This window comes from Paraburkholderia piptadeniae (genome assembly GCF_900007165.1).
Taxonomy (GTDB): Bacteria; Pseudomonadota; Gammaproteobacteria; order Burkholderiales; family Burkholderiaceae; genus Paraburkholderia; species Paraburkholderia piptadeniae.
The window spans coordinates 1-19,717 of record NZ_CYGY02000030.1; the positions used below are offsets into that span (position 1 = coordinate 1).

At 60.5% G+C, this 19,717-nt stretch carries 18 protein-coding genes and 2 pseudogenes; 12 read left to right on the forward strand and 8 right to left on the reverse strand.

Going from position 1 to position 19,717, the window contains the following annotated elements; genetic code table 11:
- From BN2476_RS14785 to BN2476_RS14795, 4 genes are all read right to left on the reverse strand, one after another.
- A partial coding sequence (locus BN2476_RS14785) for an acyl-CoA dehydrogenase N-terminal domain-containing protein (RefSeq protein WP_143810968.1) occupies nucleotides 1-100 on the reverse strand: 100 nt, incomplete at its 3' end.
- Nucleotides 101-281: 181 nt separating this feature from the next.
- Nucleotides 282-1,295 carry an AraC family transcriptional regulator gene (locus BN2476_RS14790; RefSeq protein WP_087734928.1) on the reverse strand — a complete coding sequence of 338 codons (1,014 nt, stop codon included), beginning with the start codon at nucleotides 1,293-1,295 and terminating at the stop codon, nucleotides 282-284.
- Nucleotides 1,296-1,400: 105 nt separating this feature from the next.
- Nucleotides 1,401-1,580, reverse strand: a complete 180-nt coding sequence (locus BN2476_RS45500; RefSeq protein ID WP_143810969.1) for a hypothetical protein — start codon at nucleotides 1,578-1,580, stop codon at nucleotides 1,401-1,403.
- Between the two features lie 289 nt (nucleotides 1,581-1,869).
- Nucleotides 1,870-3,423, reverse strand: coding sequence for a hypothetical protein (locus BN2476_RS14795; RefSeq protein WP_087734929.1), 1,554 nt, complete (start codon nucleotides 3,421-3,423; stop codon nucleotides 1,870-1,872).
- Nucleotides 3,424-4,230: 807 nt separating this feature from the next.
- On the opposite strand from BN2476_RS14795, the gene BN2476_RS14800 reads away from it, so the two are divergent.
- Genes BN2476_RS14800 through BN2476_RS14815 form a run of 4 tightly spaced genes read left to right on the forward strand, consistent with a single transcriptional unit; the run spans nucleotide 4,231 to nucleotide 7,694 of the window.
- The gene (locus tag BN2476_RS14800) at nucleotides 4,231-4,950 is read left to right on the forward strand and encodes an ABC transporter permease (protein WP_328590292.1); all 720 of its coding nucleotides are present in this window, start codon (nucleotides 4,231-4,233) and stop codon (nucleotides 4,948-4,950) included.
- Nucleotides 4,947-5,864 carry a glycine betaine ABC transporter substrate-binding protein gene (locus BN2476_RS14805; protein WP_087734930.1) on the forward strand — a complete coding sequence of 306 codons (918 nt, stop codon included), beginning with the start codon at nucleotides 4,947-4,949 and terminating at the stop codon, nucleotides 5,862-5,864. Before BN2476_RS14800 ends, BN2476_RS14805 begins: the two co-directional genes overlap by 4 nt.
- A 13-nt stretch (nucleotides 5,865-5,877) precedes the next feature.
- Nucleotides 5,878-6,531, forward strand: a complete 654-nt coding sequence (locus BN2476_RS14810) for an ABC transporter permease (RefSeq protein WP_087734931.1) — start codon at nucleotides 5,878-5,880, stop codon at nucleotides 6,529-6,531.
- On the forward strand, nucleotides 6,528-7,694 hold the full coding sequence (locus BN2476_RS14815) for an osmoprotectant ABC transporter ATP-binding protein OsmV (RefSeq protein WP_087734932.1): 1,167 nt from the start codon (nucleotides 6,528-6,530) through the stop codon (nucleotides 7,692-7,694). The genes BN2476_RS14810 and BN2476_RS14815 overlap by 4 nt, the downstream gene beginning before the upstream one ends.
- Before the next feature lie 177 nt (nucleotides 7,695-7,871).
- On the opposite strand, the pseudogene BN2476_RS48200 reads toward BN2476_RS14815, so the two are convergent.
- A pseudogene (locus BN2476_RS48200) lies at nucleotides 7,872-8,000 on the reverse strand (response regulator); the annotation flags it as partial.
- A 171-nt stretch (nucleotides 8,001-8,171) separates the two neighbouring features.
- A complete protein-coding gene (locus BN2476_RS14825) occupies nucleotides 8,172-8,885 on the reverse strand; it encodes a GntR family transcriptional regulator (RefSeq protein WP_087734933.1) in 714 nt (237 codons plus the stop codon).
- A 207-nt stretch (nucleotides 8,886-9,092) separates the two neighbouring features.
- On the opposite strand from BN2476_RS14825, the gene BN2476_RS14830 reads away from it, so the two are divergent.
- The 8 genes and pseudogenes from BN2476_RS14830 (at nucleotide 9,093) to BN2476_RS14870 (ending at nucleotide 16,850) form a co-directional block, all read left to right on the forward strand.
- Nucleotides 9,093-10,391 carry an MFS transporter gene (locus BN2476_RS14830; protein ID WP_087734934.1) on the forward strand — a complete coding sequence of 433 codons (1,299 nt, stop codon included), beginning with the start codon at nucleotides 9,093-9,095 and terminating at the stop codon, nucleotides 10,389-10,391.
- 73 nt (nucleotides 10,392-10,464) lie between these two features.
- Entirely contained in the window at nucleotides 10,465-11,193 is a 729-nt protein-coding gene (locus BN2476_RS14835) for a maleate cis-trans isomerase family protein (RefSeq protein WP_087734935.1), read from the forward strand.
- A 10-nt stretch (nucleotides 11,194-11,203) separates the two neighbouring features.
- Complete coding sequence (hydA, locus tag BN2476_RS14840) at nucleotides 11,204-12,610, forward strand: dihydropyrimidinase (protein WP_087734936.1); 1,407 nt, start codon at nucleotides 11,204-11,206, stop codon at nucleotides 12,608-12,610.
- 55 nt (nucleotides 12,611-12,665) lie between these two features.
- Nucleotides 12,666-13,862 carry a serine hydrolase domain-containing protein gene (locus BN2476_RS14845; RefSeq protein ID WP_087734937.1) on the forward strand — a complete coding sequence of 399 codons (1,197 nt, stop codon included), beginning with the start codon at nucleotides 12,666-12,668 and terminating at the stop codon, nucleotides 13,860-13,862.
- A gap of 108 nt (nucleotides 13,863-13,970) precedes the next feature.
- Nucleotides 13,971-14,584: pseudogene (locus tag BN2476_RS14850) on the forward strand (amino acid transporter); the annotation flags it as partial.
- 485 nt (nucleotides 14,585-15,069) lie between these two features.
- Nucleotides 15,070-15,384, forward strand: a complete 315-nt coding sequence (locus BN2476_RS14860) for a hypothetical protein (RefSeq protein WP_235850833.1) — start codon at nucleotides 15,070-15,072, stop codon at nucleotides 15,382-15,384.
- A gap of 208 nt (nucleotides 15,385-15,592) precedes the next feature.
- On the forward strand, nucleotides 15,593-16,012 hold the full coding sequence (locus BN2476_RS14865) for a hypothetical protein (protein ID WP_235850834.1): 420 nt from the start codon (nucleotides 15,593-15,595) through the stop codon (nucleotides 16,010-16,012).
- A 298-nt stretch (nucleotides 16,013-16,310) separates the two neighbouring features.
- Nucleotides 16,311-16,850: a class I SAM-dependent methyltransferase gene (locus BN2476_RS14870; RefSeq protein WP_087734939.1), complete on the forward strand. Its 540-nt coding sequence runs from the start codon at nucleotides 16,311-16,313 to the stop codon at nucleotides 16,848-16,850.
- Between the two features lie 140 nt (nucleotides 16,851-16,990).
- On the opposite strand, the gene BN2476_RS14875 is transcribed toward BN2476_RS14870, so the two are convergent.
- Both BN2476_RS14875 and BN2476_RS14880 read right to left on the reverse strand, forming a co-directional pair.
- Nucleotides 16,991-19,240 (reverse strand): glycoside hydrolase family 28 protein, encoded by a 2,250-nt coding sequence (locus tag BN2476_RS14875; RefSeq protein ID WP_160111718.1) that lies wholly within the window; start codon nucleotides 19,238-19,240, stop codon nucleotides 16,991-16,993.
- A gap of 143 nt (nucleotides 19,241-19,383) precedes the next feature.
- Nucleotides 19,384-19,716: a non-heme iron oxygenase ferredoxin subunit gene (locus BN2476_RS14880; protein WP_087734941.1), complete on the reverse strand. Its 333-nt coding sequence runs from the start codon at nucleotides 19,714-19,716 to the stop codon at nucleotides 19,384-19,386.
- Nucleotide 19,717 lies beyond the last annotated feature (1 nt).

Genomic DNA, 19,717 nt, shown 5'->3' on the forward strand with positions numbered 1-19,717 from the left:
GGCCGGCTTCTTCGAAGCCGGGCAACTTTGCAATGTCTTCGATGCCGCTCAGCTCGCTGAGCACGAAAAGCATGTCTTTGACGGGGGCGGTGTAGCTCATGGTGATTCGTCCAATCAAGCGGTCGATGGATAGCTGCCACGGCGCCCGAAAGGAAATGGCCAGGCGGTGACGATGCAAACGATCGTACCGCTATATGCCGTGCACAAGCTGTCCAAACCTGCCCACGCACTGACAAATCAGGCCACGACGAGCGGGCGCGCCCGTGCCCGCCCGAGGGTTTTCACCCAGCTTCGACGGGCCGTCGGTAGGTGCCGGGCGTGCTGCCCGTCCAGTGGCGGAACGCGCGATGAAAAGCGCTTGGATCGTCGAAGCCGATGTCGCCTGCAATGACGGCGATCGAGTCCTGTGTCTCCGTCAGCCGCTGGATCGCGATGTCGCGCCGCAGTTCGTCCTTGAGCATCTGAAAGGTCGTCTCTTCGGAGGAAAGGCGCCTGCACAGTGTGCGGACCGAGCAATGGAGATTTTTCGCGGCCTGCTCGATCGTCGGCAAGTCGGGCAGGTCGCCCGCCAGATATTGGCGAACGCGATGACTGACAAGTTGCTCGCTGAACGACTCGAAAATCCACTCGCCCGGAGAGCGCGCGAGAAACTTGCGCAAATTGCGTTTGCGCTGGCGGATCGGCATGTCGAGAAAGGCCGCGCTGAAGCGCATCAGCGTGGCATCACAGCCGAAGCGAATGGGACCTGAAAAGAAGTAGCGGTGATCGACGGCATGCGGTGGTTGCGGACACGCGAAATCGACTTGCAGCAGCGGTATTTTCTGGCCGACGAGCCACGACGAGACACCGTGCGCAAGCTTGAGCGTCAACTCCTGGCCGAGCGGTCCGATGTTCCCGTACGCGGGACTCGGGCGCAGTTCGACCTGAGCCATCAGTTCGCTGCGGCGCGATTCCAGACGAAAGTCGTCGAGCACGATATGAAAAAACTGGCCGAAGCGGTGCAGCGCCGTTTCGAGGTTTGGCGCATCCAGAAGGCTGAGGCAAAGAAACTTCAATGTGCCGCTGCGCAGCGGACGACTAAAGATGCCCGGCATTTCGTCGTCCAGTTCGATCGCGAGCATGCGATACAGCGTGGAGAACTGCTCCTCGGTCACGCGGGCGCCTCGCTTGCCGAGTAGTGCGGGCGTGATGCCCGCCTCGTGGAGATAGCGATGCGTGACGTCGACGCGCGCGCCGGCGGCCTCAAGAAAGCCGTTGACGAGCGAGATCGGGACAGTTGCACTGGGTGTTTGCATTCGTGATCCCGTCGAGTTGGGGACTTCATGCTTCACGGCACGCGTCACTGTTCTTTCACTGTGATCCGCGAGCCTTGGCGGATTGAGCTTTCGTGCATACGTGGCTCACGCATCATTGTGGATCAGCGACTTTGACAGCTTCGATTTTTTCTTTCGAGAAGCGATTTCGCAGTCGATCGCTGACCGGAAGAACGAAAGTTTTAATGCGAACAAGCTCGCCGTCGCAAGCGACACGACGAGCAAAGCCGGCGCTGCAATGGCGGAATGACTTTCGAGCAGGGACATAAAAGAAGCGGCGGCGGTCGAGCGAGAATTATATGACAGCAAGGGAGCGCGCCTTCCGTTCTTCTAGTCCCGTTCTTTGACGATTGACCAACGGGGCTTTATTGGCAATGCCGTAGGAAGCTGAAGGATGCGTGATCGGCCGGGAAGCGTTGAATGGCGGAAGGCAGCCAACGCCGATGAACGCGATCTTGCGTTTGCCGAGTTAGCGGGCGACATAGAGATGGTGCGGAAAGCCTTGGCCCAGACGCGTTTCTTGACGCCTCTGGGCCTGCAGGAAGCGACTAGTCCATCAGACGTCAGGGTTGCCGGCGACGAACGCAGTAAATGCGTTATAGGGCTGAGCCACCACGGCTCCGTCGATCATCAGGCCGTAAGTCGTATCTCCGCTGTCGAGCACGTAATACATCACGGACTGGATGTCCTTCGACTTTCGCGCGCGATAGTAGTTCGCGAACTGCGTGCTGATGTAGTTCGCGCGATACGCCTCCGTGCTTTCCGGCCCGGTGTTCCATTCCGTGATCAGGAATGGCACGCCGTAGCGAGCCTTGCAGTAGGTCGGCAGATCGAAACCCGGACCCGCTCCATCGGTGCCGAGGTTGAAGATGTCGCCGTAGACTTCGTAGTTGTGCCACGTCGTCATGTCCCAGCGCACTTGCGGATAGCCGCCCGTGCCGTCCGGCTGCATGCCGTCCCACAGTGCGTCGGACGCGCCGACGTCGGCCACGCAAAAGTTGACGCCGCATTTGGCCGTGGGCTGCACCGACTTCACGCCGTCGATCATGCCGCGCATCGCGCCGCGCATGATCGGCCAGTTCGCGTTGTTGAAGTCGACTGCTTTCGATCCCGCAGTGGTCGAGTCGAGGATGATCTCGCTTTCCCGCGTCAGCTCGTTGCCGCACTCGTACATCGTGACGCCCCATGGTGCGAGCGCGGCTGCGACAGTGGCCGCGCCAGCGCGTGTGCGGTTATAGGCAGCCGATTCGCTCGAGAACATGACGCCGGGGGATTCGTGGATGCCGAAATTGACGAGCACGAACAACGTCAGCCCCGCTGCCTGGAAGGCCTTGGCCAACTCGACGACTGCGCCTAGCGATACCGGGTCGTCAATGCAACCGACGCGGTACGTCGAGCATCCCATGCTCTTCATGATCGACACGATCTGGTCGGGCGTGTAGCGATAGTCGTAGTGTCCGTTGATGCCGTAGAACGTGCCAGCCGTCGCCGCCGACACGATGCGAGGATCGCTGCACGGCAACCAGGTGCTCGCGTCCGTAAGAACATAGAACTGTCCACCCGTGCCGCGATGCCAGATCTTGCTCCCGTACCACAGCAGCAGCGAAACGTTGTAGGTATTGCCGACAGTGTTGTTATTCCGATAGATGACGCCGTTCACGACGGTCCACACATTGCCGAGCTTGTCGATGATGTACGAGGCGGACGGAATCGTCGTGCCATCGGCAGAAGTACCGCCGAGCCGCGGATCGTTGCATGCGATCCACGTGGAGCCGTTCCATCCGTAGAACTGCCCGCCCGATCCCTGGTGATAGACGCCGCCGCCATACCACAGCACCAACGACACGTTGTAGTTGTTGTTGGCCTTGACCCCATTCTTGTAGACGGAACCGCCAACCAGCGTCCAGACGGCGCCCTGGTTGTCGATGATCGAGTTGGCGGGCGGAATCGTTGTCCCGTTGGTGGATGCCGCTGCCGCTCTGGCTGCTTTGGCCGCTTTGGCCGTAGCGGTGTCGCCCGTGCCGAAATCGGATGCGCCGCCGCATGCGCTGAGCACGTAGCTGCCACCAAGCGCCGCCACGCGGCCTAGAAATTTACGTCGATTAATCATGGAAATGGTCCCTGCCGAAAACGGCTAAAAAAGGAACGGTGGTTACAGCGGCACATGCGGACGAGTGACGACCGATGCATTTACTTCGGATACCGAACTATTTGCCCTTGACCCTCGTGCGAAATGCCGAGCGGGAGTCAATCGATTAATCGGTAATTACTGCCTTAGTGGTCGCAATACGTGCAATTAATTCCTGGTTTTCGGCAACGGAAAGGCCGCGCATTAGGGCGAAAATTTAAATAAGTCGAATCTTCTGATTAATCTGCGTAGAAGAGATTTTTTTCGTCTATTTGAGGATATGGAGGAATATTTCCGCGCAATGTAACTTGATGTTACGAAGAAAACGTTTATATATGACGTAAAAAAGGTTCTGTCGCCATCTATCGGAATTTTATTCTTTATCGGTCCCTTATTAATTGCCGTTTAATTAGGGATGGATATTGCATTTAATTAGGGAATGATTGTTAGAAATACCGGCTTCCTTTTCGAGAACGCCAGCGCAGCCAGGCACGCTGCTTGCTGAATCCCTCCCGGTGCCCATCACGGAGCACTTGAGTCCACAGCAATACAAGGGAAGCCAACAACCACACCTGAAATCCGCGGAACGTCGCCATGAGCGCGTTCCCTGTTCAACGAGCAGGCAGGCCATCGGCCTGATCGTATGCAGCGTCCGGTCGCCTCCGTGCCGCCGATGTTGCCGCCTTCGTCACCGGCCTGAGCCGTCACCACCCGAATGGACTGCGCGCTCTGCCGGATGCGTCCACAGCGGACACAGGTTCCGCTTCAGCCAGAAAAAAGGAGGCCATCTTGCCTACCCGACGTACTGTCCGTTTCGCGGGCAGCCTGATCTTCGTCGTGCTCATCGTCGTGTTTCTCACACGGGCGATCGAGCCCGACACTTATCGCCAGTACTCGGACGACCTCGCCTACTACGCGATCCGGCATCTGATACTGGTGGGTTATTCGATGGTGCTTGCGATCCTCGTCGGCGTGCCGATGGGCGTGCTGCTGAGCCGGCCGTCAATGGCGCGCCAGGCCGAAGCGTTCATGCAGATCTTCAACATCGGCAACACGGTGCCGTCGCTCGCCGTGCTGGCGATCGCGCTCGGCATCTTCGGCATCGGCGACGTGCCCGCCATCGTCGCGTTGTTCTTCGCGTCGCTCCTGCCGATCACACGAAACGCGTATGTGGGCATTAAAGGCGTCGCGCCCGCACTGCTCGAAGCGGCGCGCGGGCTCGGCATGACGAATACGCAATCATTGTTGCGAGTCGAGCTGCCCAACTCAATGCCGATCGTCGTCGGCGGCATTCGCACCGCGCTCGCGATCAATGTAGGCACAGCACCGCTTGCATATCTGATCGGCGCGGACAGCCTGGGCACGCTGATCTTTCCCGGCATCAACCTCAACAACAACCAGATGCTGCTTCTGGGCGCGGCCGCCACGGCCATTCTCGCGCTGCTGCTCGATGCGATCGTCTCGACACTCAGCCGCGTGTGGCTCACGCGCAAAGGGGTGGCGGCATGACGCGACTCATTGCTGATCGACTGAACCGCATCGTCACACTGCTCATCGCAGGTTGTGCCGCCGCGTGTCTGAGCATGCCCGTGTGGGGTGCGAAGATCGTCATCGGCGGCAAGAACTTCACCGAGCAATACGTGCTCGTCGAACTCACGGCGCAGTATCTGCGCTCGCGCGGCTACACGATAGAAACGCGCACGGGCCTCGGCAGCGTGCTGCTGCGCAGCGCGCAGGAGAACAACCAGATCGACCTGACGTGGGAGTACACCGGCACGGCGGCGCTCGTCTACGACAAGCTCACGGAAAAGATGACGCCCGATGAGATGTACCAGCGCGTGAAAGAGCTCGATGCGAAGCGCGGCCTCGTGTGGCTGAACAAGTCGCCGATGAACGACACGTATGCGCTCGCACTGCCCGCGGAAGCGGCCAGGAAAACCGGCATCCGCACGATCTCGCAACTGGCCGCGAAGATGAAGAGCGACCCGAAAGGCATGCGTCACGTGTTCGGCATGGACGCGGAATTCGCGAATCGTCCAGACGGCCTGAAGCCGCTCGAAGCCGCTTACGACATGCACTTCACACGCAAGGAAACGCGCCAGATGGACCCCGGCCTCGTCTACACGGCGCTCCACAACAACCAGATCGCGATCGGCCTCGTCTACACGACGGACGGCCGCGTGAAGGGCTTCGGCATCGTGCCGCTCGAGGACGACAAGCACTTCTTTCCGCCGTACAACGCGACCCCCGTGGTACGCGCGCCGATCCTTCAACAGAACCCGAAGCTCGCGGAACAACTGAACGCACTGTCGGCGCTATTGAACAACGATGTGGTCCTCGACATGGACAAGCAGGTCGATATAGACGGCAAGTCGGTGCAGGCGGTCGCGGCCGAATTCCTGCGCGCGCATCAACTGCCGTAACAACGGAGGAACGATGAACCTGTTCGACTATCTGTCGGCGAACTGGCCTGAACTGCTTCAACTCACGCTGCAGCATGCGTGGCTCGTGAGCCTCGCGGTCGGCTGCGCAATCATCGCCGGCGTGCCGCTCGGCATTCTGATGAGCCGCTGGGAATGGCTTGCCGCGCCGCTGCTGGGCATCGCGACGGTGATCCTCACGCTGCCGTCGATCGCGTTGTTCGGCCTGATGATCCCGGTCTTTTCGCGCTTCGGTGAGGGTATCGGCGCCGTGCCGGCGATCACCGCCGTATTTCTCTATTCGCTGCTGCCGATCATGCGCAATACCTATCTCGCGCTGCATAACGTCGAGGCGAGCATCAAGGAAGCGGGCATCGGCATCGGCATGACGCGCTGGCAGCGCCTGCGGCTCGTGGAGCTTCCGCTCGCCGTGCCGGTGATCCTGGGCGGCGTGCGCACCGCCGTCGTGATGAACATCGGCGTGATGACGATTGCCGCGGTGATCGGCGCGGGCGGCCTCGGCTCGCTGATTCTGCGCGCGATCAGCCAGAGCAGCATGATGAAGCTGCTGGTGGGCGCGGTGCTCGTGAGCATCCTGGCGATCGTCGCCGACTTGCTGCTGCAACTGTTGCAGCGCGTACTGACACCGAAGGGAGTACAGGAAACATGATCGAACTCGACCAGTTGACCAAGACTTTTACGCAGAAAAACGGCCAGCACGTGCACGCCGTCGATTCTGTCAGCCTCGAGGTGGACGAGGGCGAAATCTGCGTGTTTCTCGGACCGTCAGGCTGCGGCAAGACCACCACGCTCAAGATGATCAACCGGCTGATCGAGCCGACCTCGGGCCGCGTGCTGATCAACGGCGAGGACACCGGCGAGCTGAACGAAACTGACCTGCGCCGTCATATCGGCTACGTAATCCAGCAGATCGGTCTGTTCCCGAACATGACGATCGAGGAAAACATCACCGTCGTGCCACGCCTGCTCGGATGGGACAAGAAGCGCTGCGCGGAGCGCGCGACCGAACTGATGTCGATGGTCGCGCTCGATCCGAAGCAGTATCTGAAGCGCTATCCGCGCGAGTTGTCGGGCGGGCAGCAGCAGCGTATCGGCGTGATTCGCGCGCTCGCGGCGGACCCGCCCGTGCTTCTGATGGACGAGCCGTTCGGGGCAGTCGATCCGATCAACCGCGAGACGATTCAGAACGAGTTCTTTCAGATGCAGCGGCAACTGAAGAAGACCGTGATCATGGTGAGCCATGACATAGATGAGGCGATCAAGCTCGGCGATCGCGTGGCCGTTTTCCGGCGCGGCAAGCTCGTGCAGTACGACCATCCGGACACACTGCTCGCGCATCCGCGCGACGACTTCGTCGGTCAGTTCGTCGGCGCGGACAGCACGTTGAAACGCCTGTTACTGGTGAAGGCCGGCGATGCTGCGACGACGCCGGAGACCGCGCGTCCCGACACGCCGCTCTCAGAGGCGTTCACGACGATGGACGAACACGACTTCCGCTATCTGACCGTGGTGGACGAAACCTTCCATGCCCAAGGCTTCGTCACGCGCCGCGCCGCGCGCAATGCCGAAGGCGTGTGTGCGGACAAGCTGGCCGAATTCCCGGCCACCGTGTCCGACGGCGACAACCTGCGCATCGTGCTCTCGAAGATGTACCAGTTCCGCACGTCGTGGATGCCGGTACTCGATGCAGACGGCGTATACGTCGGCGAAGTCACGCAAGACTCGATTGCCGAGTATCTGAGTTCGGGCCGCTCGCGTCATCAGACCGGCAAGGCGCCCGTGTTCACGACAAGCGAGATGGCGGGTACCTGAGGCCCGAGATGCGCTCAATCACTATTGCTGGCGATGCGCGCAACGATCGCGACCGGCGCCTCGATCTTGACGGGCTTGACCAGGTGACTGTCGCAGCCGGCCATTATCGAGCGCCTGGTCCTCGGGCTGCCCATAACCCGACACGGCAATGATTTCGAGGCATTGACCCGCTGCCTGTCGTTCCCTCAACCGGCGCGCGACGTCGTAGCCGCTGATCCCCGGCAGACCAAGATCGAGAAACACGACCTGCGGTTCGAAGGCAACGGCGATCTGAAGCGCTTCTTCCCCGCTGTGCGCGGTGCGCACATCGTTTGTGTCGAAGAATCGATCAGCGTATTGCCGCTGTAGAGATTGCGCTTTGACTTTCCGCCGCAGATATCGCTTCAGGCACCAAACCGATTTGCGGCGCCCGTCGCATCGATATCCTTGCGAGCGTTTCTAAACCCGTTTGTTTTGGACGCAATCGTCAAGCGTCCGTCAAGACTGATCAGACTGGGCAACTTCTTCGTTCTTGCCCGCGGCCTCCAAAGCGCTCGCTTCCCGGGCCGAAGCGGCATCGCCGCGCGTGCGATTTAAAACGGCCAGCACTTCGCGAGCGGTATTCTCGGAATGCTCGCGCAATATTTGCGGCAGGTTCGCGTGATCGGGATCTTCCAGCGCGGCAAGAATCGCCTCGTGTTCTCCGAGCGACTCGGCCCAGCGCAACGTATCGGCGTTGGCCGCGCCGCGCGCGCGATGCACCTTCGACATCAACGACGCGTACACATTCGTCAGTACAGGATTGCCGGCTGCATCGACGATCATCTGGTGGATCTGCTGATTGAGCCGGAAATACTCGAGCCGCTTGCCGGCGTTGTGACAGTCGACCATGCGCCGATGCTTCGCCGCGATGGCTGCCACCTGTGCCAGGCTCACGCGCTGGCGCAAAAGCTCCCCCGCCATCGCTTCCAGTCCGTGAAGCATCTCGAACGTGCTGGCGAGGTCGTCGAGATCGATCGGCGCGACGCGATAGCCGATGTACTGCCGATGCGTCACCCGCCCTTCCGATACCAGCACCTTGAGCGCCTCGCGCAACGGCGTCTTCGACACGTCGAACGCCGTGCTCAGTTCCTTCTCGTCGATGCGCGCGCCGGGCGGCAATTCGCCCTCGTCGATCATCACGCGCAGACGCGCGGCGATCTCCGCAGCCATGCCGCGGGTGCGCAACAAAAGAGGGGTTCCGTTCGCCTGATTCATCGTAGCGCAAGCTTAACACGATCCTGGGACATACCCTGAATTTTTACATGAATCGTTTTATATCAATTACTTATCTCATTTGTAATTATAAATTCCTAATCCTATACTCTGCCCTACGTTGCGCGACGTCACGAAAACACCCGCCTATCTCAGGAGCCGCTCATGTCTTCAACATCCGGTGTAGCCGCAATGGCGGTGGGTAAGTCCACCGTCCGCTGGAAGATTTTCGTCGTCATGCTCAGCCTCATCGCGATCAACTACATCGACCGCGCGTCGCTGTCGGTTGCCATGCCGCTCATTTCGAAGGAGTTCGATATCGGTCCCGCGATGGAGGGACTCATCCTCAGCTCGTTCTTCTGGACCTATGCGGTCATGCAGATTCCGGGCGGCATGCTCGCCGACCGCTTCAAGCCGCGCATCGTCATCGCTTCGGCCACCGTCTTCTGGGGCTTCTTCCAGGCCATCGCCGCGATGTGCACGAACGCGCCGAGCCTGTTGCTGACGCGTCTCGGCCTCGGCGCATCTGAAGCGCCGATCTACCCCGCGGGCGGCAAGCTCAACGCCATCTGGATGACGCAGACGGAACGCGGCCGCGGCGCAACGCTGCTCGACGGCGGCGCGCCGCTCGGCGCAGCGTTAGGCGCGATCCTGATCACCGGGCTTATCGCAGTGCTTGGCTCGTGGCGGCTCGCGTTCGCGGTGGCAGGCGTCGGCACCGTGCTCGCCGGCATTCTCGCGTGGTTCTATGTGCGCAATACGCCGCGCGAACATCCGGGCGTGAACGAACAGGAGGCTGCGTACATCGACGAATCGCATGCGCGCGACGCGGCGCTCGAACCGCCGTCGCTCTCCGGACGCACGCGCGACTTCCTCAAGTACCGCTCGGTGTGGGGCATGTTTTTCGGCTGGATGTGCTTCAACAGCGTGTTCTACGGCCTGCTCACGTGGATGCCGAACTACCTGCACATGGTCCACGGCTTCGACATCAAGCAGATGGGCGGATCGAGCTTCATCATCTTTTTCAGCGGCTTCATCGGCGAGCTGATCGGCGGCTGGATCGCCGACAAGTGGAAGGCCGCGGGCGGCCGTCCCAACGTCGTGATGCGCACGTTGTTCGGCATCGCGGCGCTGGTTGCCACTGCATCGATCTTCTCGGTCGCTTACGTCACCAATCCGGTTGTCGTGGTCGCCCTGCTCTCGACAACGCTCTTCTTCCTGCGCTGGTGCGGACTCTACTGGTGCATTCCGTCGTCGCTCGGCACGCGCAACAAGATCGGCTTTCTCGGCGGCTTCATGAATCTCGGCGGCAATATCGGCGGCATCACGGTGCCGATCATCGTCGGCGCGATCGTGCAGTTCACTCACTCGTACTTCCTCGCGCTGATGTTCTTCGCAGCGGCCGGCATCGGTCTGCTGCTGTGCTCGAGCGCAATCGATTACGAAAAGAAGATTCCTGTCTGACGGGCCCTTGCGCTCGACGTATTGCTTCCGCCTTATTGCTTCGACTCACATTCATCACATCGGAGATACCACGATGAAAAAACGTACCTTGCTCGGCATGCTCACGCCTTCTTCCAACACGTCGCTCGAACCGCTGACGAGCGCGATGGTGTCCAGCCTGCCTGACGTCTCCGCGCACTTCGCCCGCTTTCCCGTCACGGAGATTTCGCTCGCCGATCACGCACTCGGCCAGTTCGACGATTCGAAGATCCTGCAAGCGGCGCAACTGCTCGCCGACGCGAAAGTCGACGTGATCGCCTGGAACGGCACGTCGTCCGGATGGCTTGGCTTCGAAGCCGACGAGCGGTTGTGCCGGCGCATCACGGAGGCGACGGGCATTCCCGCGACCACATCGGTGCTCGCCCTGAACGAGATCCTCAAGAAGACCCGTGCAAACGAATTCGGTCTCGTCACACCGTATCTCGACGACGTGCAGGAGAAGATCGTCGCCAATTACCGCGGCGAGAACTTGCACTGCATCGCCGAGCGGCATCTGAACCTGAAGGTGAACTTCTCGTTCTCCGAGGTGACGCCCGACGAAATCCGTCGCATGGTGCGCGAAGTGGCCGAATCGAAGCCGCGCGCGATCTCGATCTTTTGCACGAACCTGAAGGCCGCGCATCTCGTCCCCGAGCTCGAAGAAGAAACGGGCATTCCGATTTACGACACGATCTCGACAGTCGTATGGAAGTCGCTGCAACTCGCCGATTACGACACCCGCCGCGTGGCTGGCTGGGGGCGCCTGTTCAGCGAAGTGATCTAAGGAAACGGCCATGTCGAACGATCTCGATTTCGTGATCCGTCACGCCGACGTCGTCACTGCGTCGGACCGGTTTTCGTGCGACATCGGCATTCGCGACGGTCGCGTGGCGATGCTCGGGCAAGGTCTGCCGCGCGCGCCGCGCGAACTCGACGCGAGCGGAATGCTGGTGCTGCCGGGCGGCGTGGACGGGCACTGCCATCTCGATCAGCCGATGCCCGACGGCTTGCGCATGGCCGATGACTTTTTCACGGGCACGCGCTCGGCGGTCTGCGGCGGCACGACCACGGTGATCCCGTTCGCCGCGCAGCACAAGGGACAGACGTTGCAGGCCGCAGTGGACGACTATCACCGGCGCGCCGAAGGTCGTGCGCTGATCGATTACGGCTTTCATCTGATCGTCGCCGATCCGACGCCGCATGTACTCGCCGAAGAGCTGCCGCGCCTCATCGCCGACGGCTACACATCGTTCAAGGTCTACATGACCTACGACGATCTCAAGCTCAACGATCGCGAGATGCTCGACGTGCTCTCGGTCGCGAGGCAACACGGCGCGCTCGTGATGGTTCATGCGGAGAACTCGGACTGCATCGGCTGGCTGACCGAGCGGCTGCTCGGAAACGGGCATCAGGCGCCGCACTTTCACGCGCATGCGCGGCCCGCCGTCGTCGAACGCGAGGCCACGCATCGCGCGATCGCATTCGCGGAACTAGTCGACGTGCCGATTCTCATTGTGCATGTGTCGGGTGCCGACGCCATCGAGCAGATTCGCTGGGGCCAGTCGCGCGGCCTGCCGATTCTCGCCGAGACCTGTCCGCAGTACATGTACCTCACGGCTGCCGATCTGGGCTGCGGCGAGTACGAGGGCGCGAAGTGCGTGTGCAGTCCTCCGCCGCGCGATCCGGCGAACCAGCAGGCAGTGTGGAGAGCACTGCGCCAGGGCGTGTTCTCGATTGTGTCGTCGGATCACGCGCCCTTCTCCTACGACGATCCGCAAGGCAAGAAGCCCGGCGGCAAGCAGGTCTCGTTCGATCACATACCGAACGGCATTCCCGGACTCGAAACGCGTCTGCCGCTGCTATTCGACGGCGTGCGGCAAGGGCGGCTCTCGCTGCACCAGTTCGTCGAGCTGACCTCGCTGCGTCCGGCGAAGCTCTATGGTCTCTACCCGCGCAAGGGCACGATTGCAGTGGGCGCGGATGCCGATATCGTCGTATGGGACCCGGAAAAGCGCGTGAAGATCGGCAATGCATCGCTGCATCACGCTGTCGATTACACGCCCTATGAGGGCATCGAGGTGACGGGCTGGCCGCGCCATTGCCTCTCGCGCGGCGAGGTGCTCGTCGAGGACGGCAAGCTCGTGACAACGACTGCCGGACGCGGACGCTTCTTGCCCGCCGGCAAGCCCTGCCTGGATTGACTCTGCATTGACCTGACGCGGTGCGCTCGCGCGCCGCACGACGAAGGAGCAAGCGATGAAAATTCCTCACGCGTTGTGCACGATGGCGACAGCAACAGCATTCGTCGTCGGTTCGACGGGACATGCGCACGCGGCAGGCGCAGCGTCGCAGGACATGCCGACAGTCGCGCCCGAATCGGTTGGCGTCGATTCGCAGCCGCTCGTGCGCATGTCGGAATGGCTGCGCGGCGACCGGATGGATGTGAGAAGCCTCGTGGTCGTGAAGGACGGCAAGATCGTATTCGAGCGATACAGCGGCGGACTCACGCGCGACAACAACTACGAGCTGTATTCCGTCACGAAGACGATCACGTCGCTGCTCGCGGGCATCCTCGAAGGCGAAGGCAAGCTCAGCCCATCGACGAAAGTCGCGCCGCTGATCGCACAGGCACGGCCCGACCTCGCGAGTGAACTCGCGGACAAGCAGGATATCGAACTGCGCCATCTGATGTCGATGTCGAGCGGCCTCAGCTATCAGACGCGCGAAGGCACGGACCCGCTCTACTACAGCGCGCCGGACCGGCTGCGCGTCGCGGTGACGAGCCACGCTGCAACGACGCCCGGCACGCGCTTCGACTATATCGACGTGAATCCCGTGCTCGCGGGCACAGCCGTCGCGGTTGCGGCACACCAACGCGAAGACGAGTTCGCGCGCGACAAGCTGTTCGGACCGCTCGGCATGTCGCATTACCGCTGGACGGGCGCCGATCAGACAGGCGCCGTATCCGGCGGTTGGGGACTGCGGCTGCGCGCCGTCGACATGGCGAAGATCGGCATGCTGCTGCTCGACAACGGACGCTGGCGAGGCAGGCAGATCGTGCCGCAAGCATGGATCAAACAGATGACGACGCCCTCGCCCGCCGCCGACGACTACGGCTACTACTGCTGGATCCAGCACGTGGTCGAGAAGGGACAGCCAGAGTTCGGCGCGATGGGCTTCAAAGGACAGTTCATTACAGTGCTGCCCGCGCAGCATGCCGTCGTCGTGATGACGAGCCTGCTGCCGACGGATGGCGGACTGCGCGATGCGACCTATCTGAACCAGTATCGCCGGATGGTCAACGACTACATCCTTCCCGCCTTGACGCCTGCACGCAAACCCGTTGCGACGGCCGCAAAGACGCAGGCGCTGCGCGACGAACTGGCGCGCAGCCGGCAGACGCAAGGTATTCCCGGCACGGCTGCCGCGTTCAACGATGCACCCGAAAGCTGATGAAAAGAACTCGACAATGAAGGCGCGACGATGACATCTTCTCGAATCTGATTGTTCGATTCGCAGCGCGCCGCCTTGCGCGTATTGCACGCGCGTTCGGCCACATGCTGGCTGCTCGCGACGAGTGCCGTGGTCGCGCTGTGCTTGCTCGTCAAGCGTCACTACAGCGACACGCGCCCAGATCGCAAAACAGGATCGCCTGTTTGCAGGCGCTGCGCCTGAAGTCGATGCCGATGCGGCGCCGGCCAAACCCGACCCGTCCTTGCCCACCGCGATCCTGCTCGTCGGCAAGCATCGGGGCGCAAGCATGCATGCTTGCATTATTGTGGGTGAACCGGCTGTTTCCCGGACACTTCAGGAACATCATCTTTTTCGCCGTCGGCGAAGTGGATGCGCAAAACCACGGAGGTGCAGAGCATCTGGGGAAACTGCGGCAGACGATCACTTCGTCGCTCGACTATTACGCCGCGCATTGCAGGCGGCATGGCATCGCCTCCGACTACCGGATTGCCTTCGGCACGCATCTGATCGGCGAGTTCATGAAGCTGGCCGAAACCACGATGGATGAGTTTCCAAATAGCGTGCGCTTTGCCAGCAAGCTGATCTTCAAGCGCGTCAATTTCCTGACAGCATGGCTTCACAACCAGACACCCGTCGAAATACAGACATGCCTTCATTTGCAGGGCCGGCAAATGGTAGTGTTGCCGATGAATGTCGGCTAGAAGATCAATCATGGCTGCGCACTCACATATAGTGCATTAACAGCGCGAGCCTATGGTTTTACGAATTCCTTATACGGCATTTGGCAGAATCTCAACCTTGAAAAGCGAGGTTCCACGTGTTTCGGTTGAGGTTTCGCCAATACAAAAACGCAGCGGAGACTGTCGCTAAAGCGACTCCCGACAGAAGCATATTCACGGGCCGCCGGATTCAACACCGCTGGTGCTTCGGACTGGCAGTCGCCGCTAGTGTTCTCGCGTTGCTGGCGATCAGCCTGGGCTTTGCTACGTTCGGAATCTCGGTCTATGTCGCCGCGATCTTGCCGTTCGCGTTCTTTTCTTAGACGGCTGTTGCAAGCGCTTGTAGGAACACGTCAGATGGTTTGGGGGCGAAGACAGCACGTGGCGAATGGTTCGGACATACGCTGTGTGTGTTTCTACGAGCGCTTGCGTCAGCCAGGCGCTACTTGAGATGAGAGATCCGGATCGTGCTGGATCTACCGTACTCTTTGACATCGGACGGAAAGGTGCTTGCTAAAGATCAACCCGAGACCCAATTCACCGAAGCCATCATCACTGCGGACTCGTCCGTGTGGTTTTCAGCGTACCGTTTCGGATGGGGATACTGCGCGTTCGCGCTGCCCGCCGAAGTGGTTTGCGAAGGACTCGGTGCGGCGGATGAATCGCCAAAGCAGCTGGTGCTCGCGTTCGGGCTTGGCAAACACCGTATTCGGAAAGCAATCGCCGAGAAACGCTTGCCGGGTACGGGAGAGCGGATCACGCTTTGCGCCGCCGATCTCTGACTTTGCGAGTCCGACTCCGCGTTTCTTCGAAGCAACCGCTTCGGTACCGATGGAACGTGTAGCGGCGAGTTTCGCGCAAGTCTTTACGACATTTTTTCTTGTGGCACGTCGACGTCAACCCTAGACTTCGGATGACCGAAGAGGTCCGGAGGAATGTCATGTCGAAACACCGCGCCACAACCGCGAGCAAAACGCCCTTCGCCCACGCATGAACGACGAAGACAGACGCAAACGGTCCCGCGAGCAGGATGATTCAGCACACAAAGACCCGCAGGACAGCGCTCGCCTTAAGGCCGCGATGCGCAAGCGCGGCTGGCTGAAGCTCGTGCTCATGACCGTCGCGGCCAATCAGGTGTTGACCACCGCCTTTGTGTATGCCGCGCAGCAGGTCGATCCTGGTCTGGCGATGTTGCACACGTTGATCTTCAGCTGCGTGACGTACGTGCTTGTTGGCTACTGGCTGCAGGCCGATGCCCGGCGTGCGTGGTGCAACGCGAAGGACGAGGGCTACATCGGCACGCGGCATGCCAGATACGACGACGTGCTGAAGATTGCCGACAACTGTCCAAGGCGTTGGCTCGTCGTATTGCATATCGAGTTGAATCCCGAACTTGCAGGGCTCTCCTGAGATTGCGGACAGCGCCTCGTGAGCGCGCGTCAATTCAATTGCGTCACTTGGCCTCTCACGAAGCAATACAGCACTAGCCGCGATCTGCCAGACCAAAGTGTTGTTCATGATGATGCGCCCGTCATGCAGTGGGTCGCGACATTGGGGCGCCTCGTCTTGATGATCTCCTGCCGAATTCACCCAGTGTCGTGCCTGCGAACGGACCCTGTAGCAGGCACGATGATTGCTGCTCTCCCGCTGTGTCCAAATCTGGACGCTGTCCCTGTTTTGGCCTGTAGACGCTGTAGCCTTTAACTCCGTGAACATTCACTTCATCAAACACTGGCTGAAGAACCCCGCTGCCGTGGGCGCGATCGCTCCATCTTCCCCGTATCTGGCGCGCGCAATGGCGCAGCCGGCCGATCAGTTTGATACGATTATTGAACTTGGCGCCGGCACGGGCGTCATTACCGATGCGCTTATCGAGCGCAACCCTTCTGCAAGGCTGATAGCCTTCGAACTGGACCCGGCACTGGCTGGCAAGCTTGCCGCGCGACATCCCGGCATCGAAGTTGTCGCTGGCTCCTTTCACGAACAGGCGCAGATTCTGGATTCATTGCCGGAGCGCGCCCTGATCGTCTCGGCGCTGCCGTTTCGCTCGCTGCCGAAGGAAGTCATTCACCCGACGACGGTGATTCTGGCAAGGTTTCTCATGCAGAATGTCGCGCGCAGCCTCGTGCAGTTCACCTATCAGCCTAGAACGCCATTTGATGTCCCGACGAGCCTCACCTGGCGCTGGCGGCGTGTCATCTGGCGCAACACGCCGCCGGCCGGCGTTTGGGAACTCCGACAAGGCTAAGCCAAAGCTGTAGAGGAACTCGATTCGCCCCAATCGAGCCCGTGAAGATCGCCGTAGGCGGCCTCCTCGAAGAGCGTTTCCAATTCCCGTCAAAAACGTGGATTTGATGGCCGCGAAGGTCGAGGTCGCACCGTATGTCTTTACGGATTCAGACCCGGATGTACCGTCGGCGGCAGACGATACGAGGTATTGGGAATCGCGTAGCCATACGGATGCACGGCGCTCGGCACGGTCGGATAGCCATACAAGCGGTCCGGCGGTGTGCCCGGCGCGGGTCGCAGAATGGCGACAGCCTGTTTCGTTACCCCCGGCGGCGTGAACACATTGCTGACCGTCGTCATGCGATACGGTACGTTCGGTACAAACTCGCTCTCCGCTTCGCGCTTTCTCGCATTGGCGACCATGACAAACTCTGGCATTCCGGGTTTTGCCATTGCCGAGAATCCAATAAAGCTGCTGTCGTGAACATCATCCAGTACAACAGGTGGCCGCTCGTCTTCGACGCCATAAGAGAGTTTGACGTTGCGCATCTTCAAGCCGTGCACGTGACGAGCGTAAAGGCCATAGGCGGGAAGAATGCCGAACATGCTGGGCTCCGGATATTCACGGGGCGCCTCGGGGATGTTGTACGGATCGTCCACCCAGGCGCCTTTCCCGTCCTTCGCTTTCGGGTCCCAGCTGATACGCGGCAGCAACGCCTCATTGTGATCCGCTGACGAGCCGTTCACCATCCAGATGACCGAGCCGGTGTCGGGCTCTGCCTGGTAGGCGGTGTAGTCTCGCGGCTGGTTGACTTGCCGCTGTTCGACGGCGTCCTGCATTTTCAGCCCGCCCCTGAATTCGACACTCAGGTTCCTGATGCTCACGTTGCGGACGGGATGATTGACCAGACCGGCGATGATGATCGGATAGCGTGGGTCCGAATCGTTGATTTTTACATTATTGATCTCAACGTTTTCCAAAGTTGCGAACGGCGCGCCGACCGCATTGGCGTATAGAGGATCAAGAGGTCGAACCGATACAGCGTTCAATCGCGTTGGAGCAGTCTGATTCACAACCGCGAAATTGCTCCCGCCTCCAACGGAAACAATCTGGTCGCGATCGTATGACGGGATATAGCGAACGGCTGGATAGGTTCCGTAAGAAGGTCTATTCGGCAGAACCCAATTGCGATCGTCGAGGCGCACCGTGTCGGCAGGCGCTAGTGATTCATCGCTGCTGTCCCCGGTGACAGGACTGCGGCCGCGATCGCCGAGTACGATGAATATCGGCGCACCCATAACATGCTTCATCGTCACGTCTGTGAATATGACGTTCTTCAGCGCTGCTCCATCGACCGACTCCAGCGCGAAACCCCTTGAACGATCGAATGTGACATGACGGACAGTCACCGTATCGAACCCGGTTGTACTTTCCGTGCCCAGCTTGATTCGACCTGTTGGCCCGTCGTTCGGTCCGATTTGCTGGACGCTGTAGATCTTGTCCAGTACCGAGCCCGTGTCATAGCCGCTTACCGTGCAGTTTTCGATCAGCACGTTACGTGTCGGCGCATATCTGCCCAGCGCAAACGTGCCTTTGAGCACGATCGCGTCGTCATTGATGGTGTTGAACGTCGAATTTCTGATGGTGATGTCCTGCGATGCGTCGATGTCGATACCATCCCGATTGCTGTCGACAAGAATGTCGTCGATGGTCCAATTCCTGACTCCTGTCCCGAGAATGCCGAAATGACCGCCGTATTTGATCTTGAAGTCGCGGAAGATGACGTCCGCGGCATTCTTTAGCGCGATGGCTTTGTTGGCGCCGCCGGGTTTGCCGGCAGCGGTGCGCTCAGTCACTTCCGCAGAATCCGCGCTCGTCAGGACCTTCACGGTCTTGCCGCCTGGCCCGAGATAGCTGCCGTCGATCAGTCCCGGGCCTGAAATCATGATGTGCTTGACGTTATCGCCGACAATCAGGCTGTTCGCCCAGTGACTGTGGCCTTCGTCCTGAAGCCCGACATAGGGATTCGGCTCGGGCGCGTCATAGAAGCCGCCATCCTCGCCTGCTCCCGTCCCTGGCACGGCCGCGCGCAAAACGGAACGCTTCGATGCGAAGTGCAACCCGACGTTGCTGGCCAGATGGACCGTGTAGGTTTTGAACACGCCCGCGGGAATGACGACCGTGCCTCCGGCGCGAGCGGCCGTCGCAATGGCGTTATTGATCGCGGTCTGATTGGCGAGCGCGGGACCATTCGAAATCGCGCCGAATTTCGTGATGTCGAAGAAGGGACCTTTTGCAGCGAGCGTCACCTGTACGTTGCTTCCAGTGGCCAGAGGTATGTGGCGGCCCGACACGTTCTCATGCTGCCCGGAGGCTTCGCAATTCAGGGCACTGATGGCCAGCGTCACGCAAAGGGTGAAACAACCATATCTCATCACAGGGCAATGCCCCTTTTGCACGAGCTTTCGCTTGTCGATCCAAACGACAGGATGGCGCAATCCCGCCACCTGATCACGAAGTTCCCGTGAGCGCGCTGCAATGCGTTGGCTCTTCAGAAGCCGCGCTCGTCCCACCGTGCGTCGCGCACCTGCACGATGCCGGCCTCGACGCGGACAGGAAATACGGCCACGTCTTCATAGGCCGGCGGTGCAAGTACCCGGCCCGTCCTGATGCAGAAGCGCGCGCCATGCCGCGGACACACGACCACGTCGTCTTCTACCTCGCCGCCAGTCAGGATGCCGCCGTCGTGCGTGCAGACATCCTCGATCGCGTAACAGGTGCCATCCAGATTGAACACCGCCACTTGCGCGCCGTCTACATCGACACTGCGCACCGAACCCGGCGGGAAATCGGTCATCGCCGCGACATCGACCCAGTCCGACATG